The organism is Pantoea sp. PNA 03-3, assembly GCF_003201175.1.
GTDB lineage: Bacteria > Pseudomonadota > Gammaproteobacteria > Enterobacterales > Enterobacteriaceae > Pantoea > Pantoea stewartii.
Genome location: NZ_QICO01000007.1, coordinates 103,688 through 119,688, shown reverse-complemented (window position 1 = coordinate 119,688; position 16,001 = coordinate 103,688). Strand labels below are relative to the sequence as shown.

Annotated in this window: 14 protein-coding genes; 4 read left to right on the top strand and 10 right to left on the bottom strand. The window is 51.7% G+C overall.

The genetic code is table 11. The annotated features are described in order from the left end of the window. Positions 1–174 precede the first annotated feature (174 nt). The 3 genes from C7433_RS17955 to fdhE form a co-directional block, all read right to left on the bottom strand. The gene (locus tag C7433_RS17955) at positions 175–924 is read right to left on the bottom strand and encodes a MipA/OmpV family protein (RefSeq protein ID WP_233255799.1); all 750 of its coding nucleotides are present in this window, start codon (positions 922–924) and stop codon (positions 175–177) included. Positions 925–1,315: 391 nt separating this feature from the next. Beyond that, positions 1,316–1,927, bottom strand: coding sequence for a glutathione S-transferase (locus tag C7433_RS17950; RefSeq protein ID WP_006121390.1), 612 nt, complete (start codon positions 1,925–1,927; stop codon positions 1,316–1,318). Between the two features lie 39 nt (positions 1,928–1,966). Next, on the bottom strand, positions 1,967–2,890 hold the full coding sequence (gene fdhE / locus C7433_RS17945; RefSeq protein ID WP_039339184.1) for a formate dehydrogenase accessory protein FdhE: 924 nt from the start codon (positions 2,888–2,890) through the stop codon (positions 1,967–1,969). 474 nt (positions 2,891–3,364) lie between these two features. Here fdhE and fdhD point away from each other — a divergent pair, with 474 nt between their 5' ends. The 3 genes from fdhD to C7433_RS17930 all read left to right on the top strand — a co-directional run bounded on the left by fdhD (position 3,365) and on the right by C7433_RS17930 (position 6,228). Beyond that, positions 3,365–4,138, top strand: coding sequence for a formate dehydrogenase accessory sulfurtransferase FdhD (fdhD, locus tag C7433_RS17940; RefSeq protein ID WP_369974389.1), 774 nt, complete (start codon positions 3,365–3,367; stop codon positions 4,136–4,138). Positions 4,139–4,360: 222 nt separating this feature from the next. After that, a complete protein-coding gene (gene sodA, locus C7433_RS17935) occupies positions 4,361–4,978 on the top strand; it encodes a superoxide dismutase [Mn] (protein ID WP_110268659.1) in 618 nt (205 codons plus the stop codon). A gap of 287 nt (positions 4,979–5,265) precedes the next feature. Further along, positions 5,266–6,228 carry a VirK/YbjX family protein gene (locus C7433_RS17930; protein ID WP_033737309.1) on the top strand — a complete coding sequence of 321 codons (963 nt, stop codon included), beginning with the start codon at positions 5,266–5,268 and terminating at the stop codon, positions 6,226–6,228. A gap of 9 nt (positions 6,229–6,237) precedes the next feature. Here the strand turns inward: C7433_RS17930 and C7433_RS17925 are convergent, their stop codons facing one another. The 5 genes from C7433_RS17925 to C7433_RS17905 form a co-directional block, all read right to left on the bottom strand. Continuing rightward, the gene (locus tag C7433_RS17925; protein WP_006121395.1) at positions 6,238–6,600 is read right to left on the bottom strand and encodes a YibL family ribosome-associated protein; all 363 of its coding nucleotides are present in this window, start codon (positions 6,598–6,600) and stop codon (positions 6,238–6,240) included. Between the two features lie 102 nt (positions 6,601–6,702). After that, positions 6,703–7,305 (bottom strand): MltR family transcriptional regulator, encoded by a 603-nt coding sequence (locus C7433_RS17920; protein ID WP_172677666.1) that lies wholly within the window; start codon positions 7,303–7,305, stop codon positions 6,703–6,705. Positions 7,306–7,312: 7 nt separating this feature from the next. Continuing rightward, a complete protein-coding gene (gene mtlD / locus C7433_RS17915; RefSeq protein ID WP_033737311.1) occupies positions 7,313–8,461 on the bottom strand; it encodes a mannitol-1-phosphate 5-dehydrogenase in 1,149 nt (382 codons plus the stop codon). A 94-nt stretch (positions 8,462–8,555) separates the two neighbouring features. Beyond that, positions 8,556–10,490: a PTS mannitol transporter subunit IICBA gene (locus C7433_RS17910; RefSeq protein ID WP_110268658.1), complete on the bottom strand. Its 1,935-nt coding sequence runs from the start codon at positions 10,488–10,490 to the stop codon at positions 8,556–8,558. Between the two features lie 436 nt (positions 10,491–10,926). Continuing rightward, complete coding sequence (locus tag C7433_RS17905; RefSeq protein WP_006121399.1) at positions 10,927–11,643, bottom strand: DUF3053 domain-containing protein; 717 nt, start codon at positions 11,641–11,643, stop codon at positions 10,927–10,929. A gap of 985 nt (positions 11,644–12,628) precedes the next feature. Between C7433_RS17905 and C7433_RS17900 the strand changes: the two genes are divergently transcribed. Next, complete coding sequence (locus C7433_RS17900; RefSeq protein WP_006121400.1) at positions 12,629–12,922, top strand: HTH-type transcriptional regulator; 294 nt, start codon at positions 12,629–12,631, stop codon at positions 12,920–12,922. 101 nt (positions 12,923–13,023) lie between these two features. On the opposite strand, the gene tnaB is transcribed toward C7433_RS17900, so the two are convergent. Beyond that, entirely contained in the window at positions 13,024–14,271 is a 1,248-nt protein-coding gene (tnaB, locus tag C7433_RS17895) for a low affinity tryptophan permease TnaB (RefSeq protein WP_006121401.1), read from the bottom strand. Positions 14,272–14,384: 113 nt separating this feature from the next. Next, entirely contained in the window at positions 14,385–15,800 is a 1,416-nt protein-coding gene (gene tnaA / locus C7433_RS17890) for a tryptophanase (protein ID WP_110268657.1), read from the bottom strand. Positions 15,801–16,001: the final 201 nt, after the last annotated feature.

The following is a 16,001-nucleotide window of genomic DNA, read 5'->3' as shown; positions in this document are numbered from 1 at the left end:
CCTTTTTTTATGCCGCCACCCGACCTGCTGGTGGCACTTTATCTTTTTGCGGACGCAATAAAAAACTGAAAACACCTGTGGTTGCGAAGGCATCCTGGCAGCGCAGGGGCTTTTATTAAAGCCGGACGGCAACGAACCCTGTAAATGGACTGCGGCACTGCGCGGCGTGCAGCTTCAGAATGTCCAGGTCACGCCTGAAGACAGCGTCCAGAAATACTGTTGATCCGTCATCGGGCTGTCGCGGAGGGCCCCTGTAAGGAAGGTGACTTTGGGTTGCAGGTAGACATGGAAGGATTTTACAGGGTGCCAGTCAAACGCCACGGCAAGCCATGGCGTTACGCCCTGATGGTTCCAGGTCGGTAAACCACTGCGGGCAGATTCCTCTTCGCTTACCCCGTAGTAATAGCTTGCCTGCTGTTTACTGAGCCAGTCCACACCGGCCTGAGGATAAACGTCCAGTTGCATCAGAGAGACCTGGCCTGCCCAGGCGACTGTACCCAGCCATCCCCGGCTTTCGTTCAGCGTATCGCCAGACAATTCGGTTCGAAACGCACCAAGGGGCGTGATCTTCTGGTAGCTCATGCCGCCCATCATGGTGCTGTGGCGGATGCGTAACTGGCGGAGTGCCGAATCAGAAGTCTGGTCCGGATCAAATTCGTTATCCAGATACCACCAGCGCGCTTTCAGTTGTGTGGTGACATCTTTGATAAAATAGGCGCCCACTTCTGTGCCATCAATATAGACATGATCATTGTCATAGCCCACATAGGGCAGGCCAGAAAACTGAGTTTTATACGCGCGATAGGGCGTAAAGTTCGCTTCCCCCTGCGCACCCAGGCTCAGTCCCTCAGCCCAGGCATGCGTAATATTACCGAGCAGGAGGCAACATAATGCCGTTCTGAAGCGTAATGGGATAGTCGTCATTTTGTCCGGTTATCGTCTGGCTGAGGCGGTGATCTGTCAGGCCTCACAGCCCGAAACGGGGCGTGAGCATACATAAAAATTTGTGCCGCCTTTTCATCCTGAGCGCGCGGGTTGTCTCAGAACAGGGCTGCCCGAAAGGTATATCGGAGCCGCTGCAGCAATGCAAGAGATGGCTACGCTTATTCTCACGGAGTTCATCCCCTGTTTATACTGGTCACGACGGACAGGTTCAGGCTACTGCGCGAATGCGCCATTCCGTGGTGATGGGTAAGGGGAATAACGGAGACGTCGACAGCCCTTTACGTGGGAAAGCAAGGATTGCAGACTGAAATGCGCTAAGGAAACAGGCTGTCAGCACCGCTACCGGCATCAGCGCTGACAGCCTCGCCGATCAGGATGCCGGCGGCGTGGTTCGGGCAAAACTTTCCCGTTGAAAGAGTGTTTCGGCCAGTCTGACCAGTGCGGGCCGCTGAACGCACCAGTTAGGGACAACGCGACGGAAATTCAGGTAGCCAATCATGCAGCCTGTGGCAATGTCGGCCAGATTCAGTTCGCCATTATCGATCCACTTTCCTTCACTCACTTCTTTTTCCAGGCTGTCCAGCCCGCGCTGAATCTTGTCGCGATGGCGTAACAGCACTTCTTCTGACTGGGCGTTACCTGACCGCATTTGCTCACGTACGATCACCAGTGCCGCATCGCTGATGCCATCGGCCAGCTTTTCAAGCTGACGAACCTTTAAAGACGCCAGCGGATCAGCGGGCAATAAAGCCGGTGCCTGACCACGCAGTTCGAGGTACTCCGCAATGATGCTGGAATCGAACCAGACCTGCTGATCCTCCGCGACCAGCGCGGGCACTTTCCCCAGCGGGTTATATTGCGGAACATGGCTGTCTTCGCTGTAGGGCGACGCATTAACAAATTCGAACATCATGCCTTTTTCCAGCATGATGACAGAAATCTTGCGGACAAAGGGGCTGGTATAGCTGCCAATCAGTTTCATTGCGTTACTCCCGTTTAGCGAGGTTTCATCAGCAAAAAACTATTCACCGGGAAACATAAAAGGATTCAGGCCACTGCGTACAAAACCTTCCTGCTCCATACGTGCATCCAGCACTAAAGAGGCGAGATCGTCGGCGACCGGTTCAATGGCCGGATTTTTTTCCTGATAAAGCATTTTCATGTAGCTGCCACAGTCGCCGCAGCTTTCTGCTTTGACGGCCGCGTGCTCGCTGTCCAGTGACCAGTAATGCAGATCGCGGTTTTGGTCGCAATGAGAGCAGGTGTTCTGCACGACGTGCCATTCACTTTCGCACAGGTTGCAGTGCAGGTAGCGCGCACTTTCATGCGAACCCATATGTACGATGCTGGCGACCGGCAGGCTGTGACATACCGGGCAGTGCTGGCGTTGTGCGCCCATCTCCGCCTGAGCCGTACCGGGAATCAATGCCGCCATTTGTGCCCAGTAGATCGACAGCGCAGCCCAGATAAAAGGGGCTTTATCACTGCTCACCTGCGCGTACTCACCCGCAAACAGGGCACTGGCCAGCGTTTCCAGCTCGGTCGCTGACGCTTTCTCCAGGTTCTCTAACACCGCCAGCGCCTGACCGCTCATTTCGGGCTTTAGCTCCGCAACTAACGAGTGCAGCAGGCGATGCCAGTGTGGATCGCGCGACAGAGTATGAATATCCAGCGGCGCTTTATCTTCCTGAGCGCTCCTGAGTAGATGTGCGTGAAGGTTCATCTGCAGAGGATGATCGTACAGAACGATTTCCTGCGCCTGGGCGATGACGGCGGCAAAGCGTAAATAGTCACCCAAAGGATTTTTTGCCGCCAGATCACGCAAACGCGCCGCCCGACGGCTGTATAAATTTTTCAGCCGGGGGAAGAGTAACGGCGGGATCATTTCCGCTGGGTTTTTTTCGCTCTTCTCCAACGGGTCTTTCGGGATAATGCGGATGCGCATAAAAGGCATTTTCCTGTTTGTTGGCTGATTACGCTACTCACGACACCAGCAAAAATGAGGTTGTCTGTATCGGCTACGAATAGCCGTTATGGGCCGGATCTCTCGCCATTTTCCCTCGTGAGCGGTTCTCAGCGAGCAAAGCAGGCGGAAAACCGCGTCAGGAAACCGCAGTGCAAAACAGCTCCCAACAGGCTGAGCATAGCAGTCCAGCCCTTTATCTTCAGTATGAAATACATTTTTCGCCGGCGACAACAGGCATAACGCATTGTGAATAACGGCAAATCGGTGGGCCTTTCACGCTTTATGCTGTCTGCCACCCACAGACTTGTTGCAGCACGGCGCAGGGTACAGAATAGAAGCTATTCAGCATGGCGCAACAGGGTTACCTTTACGCCATCCGCAACAGCTCAGGGTCAGAACAACGTGAAGAACAACGAAGTGAAAGAGGAAACCGGTGCGAGTGAGCGAGCAGGCTTGCGTGAAATCCATGTCTGGCAACGTGACGACCTGCACCATGCTCAGGCCGACTGGTTAGCCGAAGAAGTGCCCGTGGCGTTGGTGTATAACGGTATTTCTCACGTTGTGATGATGACAACGCCCAAGGACCTGGAGGCGTTTGCTGTCGGTTTTTCACTCTCAGAAGGCATCATCGATTCTCCGGCCGATATTTTCGGAATGGATGTGGTGACCAGTTGTCACGGCATTGAGGTGCAGATTGAATTATCCAGCCGACGTTTTATGGCGCTGAAAGCCCAACGGCGAGCGCTGGCCGGCCGGACGGGTTGCGGCGTATGTGGCGTGGAGCAACTGGAGCAGATCGGAAAGCCGCTGACGCCGTTGCCGTTTACGCAGACTTTTCCCCTGGCGCAGCTGGACAGCGCGCTGGCGCAGCTCAAGGACGTCCAGCCCGTCGGGCAAAAAACAGGCTGCACGCACGCGGCCGCCTGGATACATCCTGAGGGTGGACTGATTCATGGCTGTGAGGATGTCGGCCGCCATGTGGCACTGGACAAACTGCTGGGCTATCGCAGTCAGGCCGAATGGGGCAATGGTGCCGTACTGGTCTCCAGCCGGGCCAGCTATGAAATGGTGCAGAAATCGGCAATGTGCGGCGTTGAAATTCTGTTTGCCGTGTCTGCCGCAACCCAGTTAGCGGTGGAGGTGGCCGAACGCTGTCATCTTACCCTGGTAGGATTCAGTAAACCGGGCCGTGCCACCATCTATAGTCATCCGCAGCGGCTGAGATAACGTTTACGTGTTCGGGGCGCTTTGCAGGTCATCCTCTTTACGCACCCAGGCTTTCCGCCACCGAAAAATCTGGCTGCTTTGCATGCTTTTTCAAAACCTTATGTTTAATAGGGCATTGATTACGCTTTTACCGATCATGAATTTAACTATAATGATACGACTGCTTACGCGGCACGTGCCGACATTGTCGTGCTGCTCAAACACTAAATGGAGAGGAAGAACATGAGTTATTCACTGCCATCCCTGCCTTACGCTTACGACGCACTGGAACCGCATTTTGACAAGCAGACGATGGAAATCCATCACACCAAACACCACCAGACTTATGTCAACAACGCCAATGCGGCGCTGGAAGGGACTGAATTTGCCGATCTGCCTATCGATGAACTGATCACCAAACTGGATCAGCTGCCAGCAGATAAAAAAGGCCCGCTGCGCAATAACGCGGGTGGTCACGCTAACCACAGCCTGTTCTGGAAAGGCCTGAAAACCGGCACCACGCTGCAGGGCGAGCTGAAAGCCGCGATTGAAAAAGATTTCGGCAGCGTAGAAAAATTCCAGGAAGAGTTTGAAAAAGCGGCAGCGACCCGTTTCGGCTCCGGTTGGGCCTGGCTGGTTAAGAAAGGTGACAAACTGGCCGTGGTTTCAACCGCTAACCAGGACAACCCTCTGATGGGCGAAGCGATCGCTGGCGTATCGGGTTACCCTATCATCGGTCTGGATGTGTGGGAACACGCCTACTACCTGAAGTATCAAAACAAACGTCCGGATTACATCAAAGCTTTCTGGAACGTGGTTAACTGGGACGAGGCGGCAGCGCGCTTCGCATCCGCTAAGTAAGCGCTAAGCGCCACACGTACTTTCAACCGGCAGAGTGGCTCTGCCGGTTTTTTTACGCCCGCAGGATGCTGTTCTTCCACCCTGCAACTTCTCAATGGTGCCTGCTCTGGCATTTTATTACCTTCAAACTACCTGCACACATGCAGTCGGGCTTAAGGGCCTAAACGAAAATTAAACGAAGCGTCAGTTTACCCCGCTAAATTTTTAACAATTTGAGTCATTAACCTGCCGTTGATGCCGGTCGTTTTATCATCAGTGTCATTATCAGACCAATAAGAATGTCGGCTATGTCTATTTATACTACACACGATGTGATGGCGGATTCATACGCCAGTTTATTTTTTCAATTACTTAGCGGAAAGTACGTCCCCAACAAAATCTGGCGGAGCCGGCGATTCCGGCTTAAATTTGCTTTAAGAACCCTTATTGCACCTGTTACGACTTTGCGTTATTTACAGCAACTTTCTGCGTTACCAAGAATCACCCAGTTAATGCACGTACAGGGGCTGTTACCTGCAAAACTTCATCGCCCCTATCTGCGTGCGGGGATGAGCGTCGCGCAACGGGCGCAGGCGATTCTTGATCATTATGCGTTGATGGGAAGTCTGGAGAACAGTCAGCTTCGCCAGATTCTGCAAAGCGGAGAGGAGACAGTCCTTGCCAGGTTTGAAGGTAAAAATAATGAAGCGTTCAATATTACTTGTCGCTCCGGATATTTCGATCGTGAAGGGGAAGTCACGGTTGTTTTACGTTATGAAAATGAGGCGCTGGCTTCTCTGTCATTTACCATTATGAATGACGAAAAACAGCGAACTTTGCTGATTGGTGGTTTGCAGGGACCACGTAAACATATCTCAAATGATGTTATTCGTGATGCAACGAAAGCCGCACACGGCTTATTTCCTAAACGCCTGTTAATGGAAGTTGTATTTATTTTGGCTCAGCAATGCGGCGTTAAGAAAATTGCGGCGGTTGGCGACGAAACCCATGTTTTTCGTAGCCTGCGTTATCGTCATAGCAAAGGTGATAAGTTTTTCGCCAGCTACAGTGAATTCTGGCTGACGCTGAATGGTCAGGCCCGCGCTGACGGCATGTTTGCGCTGCCGCTGATGTTGCCACGAAAAGCGCTTGAGGACATTGCCAGCAAGAAGCGGGCCGAATACCGCCGTCGTTATACGCTGCTGGATACGCTGGCAGAGCAGGTGAATACGGCTACTGGCCAGCATGCGGTGGATCAGGCAGCTGCCTGATCGCACACATCAAAAGGCGCTTTTGGCAAAGCCTGTCATGACCTGCAGGTTCATTTCTCGTCCCAGCGCGGTCATAGGGTGCACGACAACCAGGCCGCGTACACTTTTCTTTAAGGCACCCAGATTGGCCTGTTCTTTTTTGGTAATTTCGCGGCTGAACGGCAGTTTCTGCAGCTTTTGCGCTTCCTGGCTCAATTTGGCGTCGCGCTGATTGCGCAGACGTTCAATTTCCGTCACCAGCGTTTCTTTCTCTTTTAAAAGCGCGCCCAGCTTTTCAGCATCACCCGCTTCCAGTAGCTGAGGCTCTTTACGGTTCAGCGCGTCCAGTTGATCGCTGAGGCGTTTAATTTCGTTCTTTTCTTGCTCTTTCATGACAACAACTCGTTGAGGAAAACAGGCTAAGGATACACCAAATTCACGACAGATTCTCGGGAGAAGGGTGAAAGAGGGAGCGGTTCAGGCTCCCCGCAGGATTTAGCTGGATGCCTTCTTAAACGCCTGTTTCAGGCTGATACGGGAAATGAGTTCTGTCAGAGACAGTACCATCGTGGAGCGCACCATTTGCAGGTAGCGTTGCTGCTGCATCGCCTGTAAGGCGGGATCGTCTGCCTGTAAGGTGGGAACCGGTGGCCAGGCTGAGACGCAATGCAATTCACCGAAAGGACCCAGAATTTCATCATCGGTAAAACGATAATCGCCCGCGTCGTGATTCAGCTCTTCGCGCAGGGCCAGCAGCAGTTCACAATCTTCATATTCATGACGACTAATCACCCCAAGGCCATAAATCAGCTTAAGCCTAACCGACAGCTCGCCGAGCGGGCCGTCGCCCAGCAACAGGGGCTCCACGGCGTATTTCACGGCGTAGTCATCTTTACGGAATACTTGTAACACCAGCACATTAACGGCTTCGGCCAGCAGTTCAACTGCGGCGAACAGAAAGCTCCGCACCGATCGCCCCGCGTTCAGACGTTCAAGCACACGATTTTCAAAAGCCTGCTTTTCTTCCATTATGGCCTGCGTCAATGTCGTACTGCTGTCGGAGGCGACGTCATCGCCCCCGATCTGGATTGCTAACATGGCGTTATTATGCCATGGCGTGCCAGGCGCTAACGGCTTCTTTTACAATCTCACTGTCAGCCTCCAGGCCAGATACCTGAGCCAGGGTTGCCTGTGGCCCTTTTTCCGCCAGCAGTGCAGCCAGCTCTTGCGCCTGCGGATCCTGGTCGCTGTGGTAGTGCATGGCGGCCGCAATCCCTTTCACCAAATTGGCATGCGGCAATCCGTATTCCAGTGTTCCCAGCGTTGGTTTAATCAGGCGATCGCCCGCACTTAACTTACGAAGTGGCTGCCGACCCACGCGTTCAACATCATCTTTTAAGTAAGGATTTTCAAAGCGGCCCAGGATTTTCTGGATATAGGCAGCATGTTTATCGGCGTCGAACCCATAACGTTTGATGAGCACCGCGCCACTCTCTTCCATGGCACCCTGAACGACGGCGCGAATACCCTCATCAAGAATGGCATCGCGGATGGTCTGGTGGCCAGCCCGTTGTCCCAGGTAGGCCGTAATCGCGTGGCCGGTGTTGAGTGTAAAAAGCTTACGCTCAACAAAGGCCATCAGGTTGTCAGTCAGTTCCATGCCCGGAATGGTGGGCAGATCGCCCTTAAACTGGGTCTTATCCACAATCCATTCGCTGAAGGTTTCCACGGTGACTTCCAGCGGATCCTCACTGCCGGCTTCAGAAGGCGGTACAATACGATCAACCGCAGAATCGACAAAGCCAACATGCGCCTCAAGCCAGGCGTGATACTGGGACGGTAGTGCCTGCAGCACATGCTGTTTGAGCTGACTGGTACCGCGAACCATATTTTCACAGGCGATAATATTTAGCGGCTGAACATTGCCGTTATCACTGCGTTTGGCCAGACCTTTGGCGACGCTGGTGGCGATGCGTTCCAGGATTTGCGGGCCAACCGCAGTGGTAACGAGATCAACTTCAGCGATCAGAGGGATAATATCGTCGCTGGTACTGTTAACGGCGCTGACGCCTGTAACGATATCGACGTTGGCCTGTTCACCGACGACATGCACAGGATATTCATGACGTGCATTCAGGGCATCCAGTACCGTCTGATTCACATCTGCAAAAACCAGCTCAATACCTGCGTCTGCCAGCAGTTTACCAATAAAACCGCGACCAATATTACCCGCTCCAAAATGTAACGCTTTCATAATTTTGACCCATATCAAATGACAACGGGGCGGGCATGTCCGCCCCAACAAAGTGGGACGGGCATAACCGCCCCAGGGAAAATGTCGGACCGAATCAGGCTAACGCTGGCTTGCCTGATAACAGATCCAGCACATCTTGAACGCTGTTGGTATGAGCCAGTTTTTCAATGACCTGCTCATCGTCAAGTGCGTTGGTCAGGCTGGTGATCACCTGAATATGCTCGTTATTGCGGGCGGCGATACCAATGACCAGGCGCGCCACCTCATCGGGTTCATCACCAAACTGCACGCCAGCAGGGTACTGGCAGAAAACCACACCGGTTTTCAGCACCCGGTCTTTAGCCTCAACCGTGCCGTGCGGGACCGCGATCGATTCGCCAAGGTATGTCGGCGTCAGCTTTTCCCGCTCCAGCATCGCATCAACGTACTCGGGCTGAACATAACCCCCTTTCACCAACTGCTCACCCGCAAAGCGGATGGCCTGCTCTTTATTACTGGCATTAAGTCCCAGGAACACGTTGCTCGCCCCCAGTTTAAACAGGTTGGCACTGCCGTCATCATAGCTGTCACCCAATGTTTTCTGTACGACTTCCCGGTTCGCTTCACTCCGGTTTGCCGCCGCCAGGCGCTGGGTCAGCGTGCTGTACAGAGCACTGTCCAGAAAGTTATTCAGTGAAATGTGTTGGGCATGAGGAGCCTGACGAATGGCGCGTTCGGTCAAATCGCGATGCGTAATGACTAAGTCAACATCACCCGGCAGCGCGTTAATGGCGCTGTTGGTTACCGACACATGCGTTAAGCCTGCATCCTGAACTTTCTTACGCAGTACGCCTGCCCCCATAGCGCTTGACCCCATGCCGGCATCACAAGCCACGATGATTTTACGCACATGGTTCAGGTCAACGCTCATCGCATCGCTGGCAACCGCGGCACCTGGCACCGCCTGCCCTTTTGACTCGGCTTTCATGTCATGCATGCGCTGCGTAGCCGCTTCGATATCATCGTCTTCTTTCACTTTGCTGGTTTTGAGCAAAATAGCAGAGACCACGAAGGAAACAGCAAAAGCAGCGAAGACGGCGGCAATATTCGCAAAATAAGCGCCTTTTGGCGTCATGGCTAATACCGCCAGGATAGAACCCGGTGAGGCAGGGGAAACCAGGCCGCCATGCAGAACCGTCAGAGTAAACACGCCGGTCATACCGCCGAGGATCACGGCCAGCAGCAGGCGTGGTGCCATCAGGACATAAGGGAAGTAGATTTCGTGAATACCGCCCAGGAAGTGGATGATAGCCGCACCGCCGGCAGACTGCTTCGCACTACCACGACCAAAGAACATATAGGCCATCAGTACGCCCATACCCGGGCCTGGGTTGGCTTCAATCAGGAAGAAGATTGACTTACCGGCTTCGCTTGCCTGTTGAATCCCCAGCGGTGAGAAGATGCCGTGGTTAATAGCATTATTAAGAAACAGGATTTTCGCCGGTTCGACAAAGACAGACGTCAATGGCAGCAGGTTATTTTGCACCATCAAATTGACGCCAGCGGACAGAATATGTGACAAACCTTCGACAAGGGGACCAATCGCCAGGAAGGCCAGCAACGCCAACAACATGCCGATGATCCCGGCAGAGAAGTTGTTAACCAGCATTTCGAAGCCGCTTTTGATTTTGCCGTCAACCATGCGGTCAAATGACTTAATTGCCCAGCCACCAAGCGGGCCTGCGATCATCGAGCCGAGGAACATCGGCATATCAGCACCGACAATCACGCCCATTGTCGTGATGGCACCCACCACACCGCCGCGATCGCCTCCCACCAGACGTCCACCTGTAAAGCCAATTAGCAATGGCAGCAGGTAAGTGATCATCGGGGCGACAAGTTTCGCCAGTGTTGCGTTTGGAATCCAGCCCGTTGGAATAAACAGCGCGGTGATAATACCCCAGGCGATAAACGCGCCGATGTTAGGCATCACCATATTACTCAAAAAGCGACCAAAGCTTTGAACTTTGACCTTTACTGATGAGGACATAAGCCCACCCCTTGTTGAGACGCGCTGCAACAGGAGCGCGCGTTTGTTTTTGTTTAGCCACTACGGCGATGCGCCGTCAGTATTACTGTATGCAGGCGGACTTTATCACGCGAATATTGGCCTGCGTAGTGGGTGACCCCATGAGTGATGCAGGTCACATTTATGACGGGGTGACAGGGGCGTTTTAAGTGATTTAGATCACAAAATAAGGGTCATACGGGAAAGTTATGGCCACTTTTTGACCATTTCTTTTTACTTTAAGTGATATTGATCACATTTTTATTATGCTGCTTTGTTTATAAAATGTGATTAAAGTCACAACTTAATTTAATAAAAAACGGGCCAGATCACATTTTGATCTGGCCCGTTTTATGAAGCGCAAGCGCGTGGTGAAGTGATTATGAGATGAAGAGTCGCTAATCTGTCCGTGTGAAATTTATTGTCCCGTGCCCTGAACGGCATTCTTGGCCTGAGTCAGTGCCTGGACATTCGCTGATAAACTGGTCATCAGGCTGTTGTACTGGGTAGCCTGTTCCTGAGTAGGGAACTGGACTCCGCCATTATTAAAACTGACGCGTGTCCCCTGTGCCTGAAGAAATTCACCAGTTTTAACCGCATCCTGACTAAGCGCCTGGAGTTTAGGTAACAATGGGATCAACTGAGCGGCAGGCTGAGTGACGACCTTGTCATAGGCGGTATCGAAAACCTTTTTCAGATCGTCAGACTGTTTCAGACCGGCTTTGCTCTTATCCGCCTGCATTTTGGCGCTTTCGAGTTGTTGGGTGGCGACGGTCAGGGCGCTGGTGGCCTGAGCCAGAGAATCCCGGCGACTCAGGTAGTCCTGCGGCACGCGAATAGCAGAAAGCTCATCCACGACCGGGCGCATGCCCTGATCGACCGTCTTATTCACCTGTTGTGAGAAACCATACAAAATCGCGTAATCCCCAGCAAAGGGACCAAAACTCTGTTTCTGGTTTTCACTCAGACTCGGCAGATGTTCACCGCTACGCATAACGGTATTTTGCATGAAATCGATAAACGCTTTGCGTTGTTCGCCTTCTTTATCACCACACGCGGTGAGTTGCAGAACGATAAGCACGCCAGCCAGCATAATGCCGCTGCGTGCCAGGACGCGGGAAATTCCTGAAGCCATGGGTTCAACTCCTGTCAGTAAAACTGGCTGATGTCCGGGTAAGCAGTGGCCTAAAGAATAGAACAAACGTTAATGGCCACACAATGTGAAAGCGCGCTGTCAGGCCATTATGGGTAAGAAAAAAGAGGTTAAACGTAAAATCAGGGCCTCATCCGTTTACAAAGCCTGTTAAAGAGCGGTGAAAAGGCTTTTTTCCATACCCGATAAGGGGCGGCTCGTGCTGTAAAGGCAGTAAGAATAAACCCGGATCGGGGCCTGTTCAGACGCCCTTTGTTAAGCCCGCCCGGAACCGCGCTCACTGCCTGAGCATCCCGTACCGGGTGCAGGCTGTTATAACAGCTATCCTTTAAATGCCCTCTCATTGTTCAGTTGCCTTAAAGTAGTGCAACCTGTCGCTCTGGCTCGCTATGCGAAGGGCCTGTCCAGATGACAGAGCAGGATTAATCGTACTGGTCATTGCCTGATAACCGTTATGTCTTTGGGCGCTGGCGGCACGACAGCCACGGCATCGCCAGTGCGTAGCTTGATAAATTGCTGGTACTGACCGTTTTGTTGTAGAAAATCGAAAGATCTGGCGCATATTTTGCAAATTCTTTTGTTGTAAGCGCGTGCGGGGTTCTGACGATTTATTCACCGAAGAGGGTGAAGAAAAAAAGATCGGAACGCGAAGTGGATGCCGTATCAACAAAATCAATTGCATCAAACGGTTAGGGTTTTTAGCCTTTTTTCAGAATTGTAAAGTTAAAAAAAATGTTTAATTTGCACTGCAAATTGTCAGGTCTCTATCCATACTTAGTCTCCCGGCATATGTTGCATTGCGTTGTCATGTTTAAGCAGCGGTGCAGTACAGGCTGTGTCCCATAAGATTTTCATCATAAATACAAACTCTTATGGGATGCAGCTTGCTTAGTCCGGTTTCTGAACCTGATTTCAGGTTCGTGTACCTTCTTTCACGTGATTCATAGTGAGTTTTAAGGAGTTCTCTATGGAGTTAAAAGATCCTATGTTTGAATTGCTCAGCAGCCTTGAGCAGATTGTTTTGACACGTGATAACAGCCCTGTTGCGCTGCAAACTCAGCGTCAACCTGCAATGCCAGAGCCGCAACGTCTGCGCGAAATGGCGGGAATGCAGGTCGATGAGTTTGCAAAAATCATGGGTGTTAGCGTTTCTTCGGTTAAAAGTTGGGAAGCACAGCGTACGCGCCCTTCAGCAACGGCACAGAAATTGATGAAATTACTTCACGCCAATCCGTATCTTGGACGTCAGCTGCTTGATTAAGTTTTAAAACCCACCCGTTTACAGGTGAGGCCGGTCACAAGGGTGGCCGGCTGTTTAGCCTCCAGCACACAACGCCATCCGTATTTCCTGCCAGCGTCTTATCAGGCAAGCTTTGGTAACACGTCCAGTACGTTACCTACCCAGCAGACAATCACAACGACACCAAAAATGATGACCATGGCGGGAATGATTCTGCCACCCCACACGGTAAAAATTTGGTCGGGAAAGCGTCTCCGGGACTGCATTGCCAGTAGGGCAGGCACGATGACGGCCCACACCGTTGCGCATAAGCCTGCGCCGCCAATGCCATAGAGAAAGCCATTTGGAAAGATCAGGTACAAAAGGCTGGGAGGAAGAAAGGTGAGCAGCACCGTTTTGCCTCGCCCAACGGCGGTATTTTCTATGTTAAACAAGTCCGCCAGATAATCGAATAACCCCAACGTGACGCCAAAAAAAGAGCTGGCAACGGCAAGATTAGAAAAAACCAGCAGGAAAAAGGCAATAACTCTGTCGGGATGGGTGCCCATAAACGACTTCACCAGGGCGTCAACATTGCCCCCCGACGCAATAATGCCTTTAAAACTTTCGCGCGGGATATTGCCCATAGTGCAATACAACCAGAAAAGATAGACAAACAGCGCCAGTAAGGAGCCCAGAACCAGGCTTTTCACCAGCTTGTCTTTCTGCTTGCCATAACAAATTATCAGGCTGGGAATATTGCCATGAAAACCAAATGAAGCAAGGCAGACAGGGATAGCCATAAAGATACAGGCGAAGTAAGAATGCGTGTCACTGAGGCTGCTGGCATCGCTGAGAATGGCATAGTCAACGTCAAAAAATAATGAACCGAAAACAATGATAAAGGCGAGGATTTTAACGCCGAGAAAGAGGGATGTAATCCGGCTTGTTGCCAGTGAGCTTATCCACAGCACGCCAGCAACACCTGCCGCGGTGCCGATGCCAACGACGCGGGCAGGCAAAGTCAGGCCCGTGTGAGCGGACAGCGTTTCGCTGATAATCGCACCATTGGCTGAGATATAGGCGTACGTCAGAATATACAGCACAAACGCAACGGTAATGCCGCTAACTACATTCCATTTTTGACCCAGCAGATCTTTGGTTAATGTATTAAAGCTTGAGCCTGGTGGGTAATTTAAATTGGCCTCCAGCAATAACAGACCGGAATGCAGCATGGAAAACCAGGCGATCACCAGGATAAAAGTGCCCCAGAAAAACCAGGCGCCGGCCAGATCGACGGGCAGTGCAAACATGCCGCCACCGATGACCGTGCCGGCAATAACCATCACGCCCCAAAAGGCGGAATGTTTTTGATGTGGATGATCGTCCATGGTGTCCTCTCAATACGGTATCTCATGTTTATCATTTTTATTGTTGTGAGGTTAACAGAGCGATGCGGCAGAGCGGCTGTCGCTGACAGCCGCTCACTTTACAGGTATGACAGTTAAATCTCTTTAAGTTTTGCAGTGAAGTGGCGCAATACCTCAGGCTCATAGATGAAGGTTAAGCCTTTTATGTTGGCCGCATTCTCTTTCACATGTCCGAATGCTTCAATGATGAAATCCATGTGCGTTTGCGTGTAGGTGGCCCTGGGAAGGGTCAGACGCAGCAATTCAGCCGGGCAGGGCAACTGTTTACCCGTTTTCGGATCGCGACCTAACAAAAATGATCCAATCTCTACCGCCCGAATGCCTGCCACCTTATACAGCTCACAGGCCAGGGCCTGAGCCGGAAACTGATCGGCGGGAATATGAGGCAATAATTTACCGGCGTCGACAAAAGCAGCATGCCCTCCAGCCTGCTGACAGGTCACGCCTATGGATTCCAGCCCGTCTACCAGGTACTGAATCTGGCTGATGCGATAGGCCAGCCAGTCCTGACGCATCCCGTCGTAAAGCCCTACTGACAGCCGTTCCATCGCACCGCCTTCTAAGCCGCCATAGGTGGGAAAACCTTCCTGCACGACGCACAGTGTTCGGCAATCTGTATAGACGTCAAAGACGCGGTCGTCCTTGAAGGAGAGCAAACCGCCCATTGGCACCATGGCATCTTTTTTGGCCGACATCGCCAGCATGTCGGCATATTGATAGCTTTCCCGGGTAATCGCGTCGATTGTCCAGCCCTGGTACTCTTTTTCACGTTGCTGGATAAAGTAGGCATTTTCAGCGAAACGGGCTGAATCCATGACCACAGGAATGTCATATTGCTTTGCGATTTGGTACATGGCTTTTAAGTTGGCCAGGGCGACAGGTTGTCCTCCAGCCGAGTTGCAGGTGATCGTCGCCACAATGTAAGGCACGTGACGGGCACCCACTTCCTTTATACCGTCTTCCAGACGTTGCAGGTCGAAATTGCCTTTAAAATCATGACGTACTGCGGTATCGAAAGCCTCTTTGATATAAACGTTTCGGACAGTGCAGCCGTTAATCTGGCTATGTCCTTGCGTGGTGTCGAAGAAGTAGTTAGAAAAAGCCACCATTTTGGTTCTGTCGAGGCCTTTTTCCTTTTCACGTTTTTTAATTAATACCGGGATATAAATTTGCTCTGCACCCCGGCCCTGATGAGTCGGAATGGTATATTCATACCCAAAGATGGCTTTCACGGCATCGGCTAATGCATAGTAACTGCGGCTTCCACTGTATGATTCGTCGCCCCGCATCATGGCTGCCTGCATGTTTTGTGTCACTGCGCCGGTGCCGCTGTCCGTGAGGAGATCAATAAAAACGTCTTCACTGTCCAGTAAAAAAGGATTCATACCCGCTTTTATTATCGCCGCCTCGCGATATTCGCGGGTCGTCCGTTTAACGGGTTCAATAACACGAATGCGAAAAGGTTCCGGTAAATGTTTAAAGTTATTCATTGCTCTTCCTTTTATTCAGACATGCCGGTGTCGTGACTTTTGCAAATAAATAAAAATCAGGCGTGGCCATTCTTTTAAATTTAAATGTCCATGAATTTCGCTGAGACGGCAGGGTACGTAGCCTGTAAAAAGAGCGAGAAAAGCGATGCAACAGGACGACACTATTTATGCAGTCTTAATGAAATCAGGATGCGCGTGCGT

What these genes read in the sequence shown, in the direction of transcription:
- C7433_RS17925 (WP_006121395.1), bottom strand. Translation starts at nt 6,600, where the DNA reads ATGAAAGAGCAAGAAAAGAACGAAATTAAACGCCTCAGCGATCAACTG.
- mtlD (WP_033737311.1), bottom strand. Translation starts at nt 8,461, where the DNA reads ATGAAAGCGTTACATTTTGGAGCGGGTAATATTGGTCGCGGTTTTATT.
- C7433_RS17955 (WP_233255799.1), bottom strand. Translation starts at nt 924, where the DNA reads ATGACGACTATCCCATTACGCTTCAGAACGGCATTATGTTGCCTCCTG.
- C7433_RS17930 (WP_033737309.1), top strand. Translation starts at nt 5,266, where the DNA reads ATGTCTATTTATACTACACACGATGTGATGGCGGATTCATACGCCAGT.
- sodA (WP_110268659.1), top strand. Translation starts at nt 4,361, where the DNA reads ATGAGTTATTCACTGCCATCCCTGCCTTACGCTTACGACGCACTGGAA.
- fdhE (WP_039339184.1), bottom strand. Translation starts at nt 2,890, where the DNA reads ATGCGCATCCGCATTATCCCGAAAGACCCGTTGGAGAAGAGCGAAAAA.
- tnaB (WP_006121401.1), bottom strand. Translation starts at nt 14,271, where the DNA reads ATGGACGATCATCCACATCAAAAACATTCCGCCTTTTGGGGCGTGATG.
- C7433_RS17950 (WP_006121390.1), bottom strand. Translation starts at nt 1,927, where the DNA reads ATGAAACTGATTGGCAGCTATACCAGCCCCTTTGTCCGCAAGATTTCT.
- C7433_RS17920 (WP_172677666.1), bottom strand. Translation starts at nt 7,305, where the DNA reads ATGTTAGCAATCCAGATCGGGGGCGATGACGTCGCCTCCGACAGCAGT.
- C7433_RS17900 (WP_006121400.1), top strand. Translation starts at nt 12,629, where the DNA reads ATGGAGTTAAAAGATCCTATGTTTGAATTGCTCAGCAGCCTTGAGCAG.
- C7433_RS17905 (WP_006121399.1), bottom strand. Translation starts at nt 11,643, where the DNA reads ATGGCTTCAGGAATTTCCCGCGTCCTGGCACGCAGCGGCATTATGCTG.
- tnaA (WP_110268657.1), bottom strand. Translation starts at nt 15,800, where the DNA reads ATGAATAACTTTAAACATTTACCGGAACCTTTTCGCATTCGTGTTATT.
- C7433_RS17910 (WP_110268658.1), bottom strand. Translation starts at nt 10,490, where the DNA reads ATGTCCTCATCAGTAAAGGTCAAAGTTCAAAGCTTTGGTCGCTTTTTG.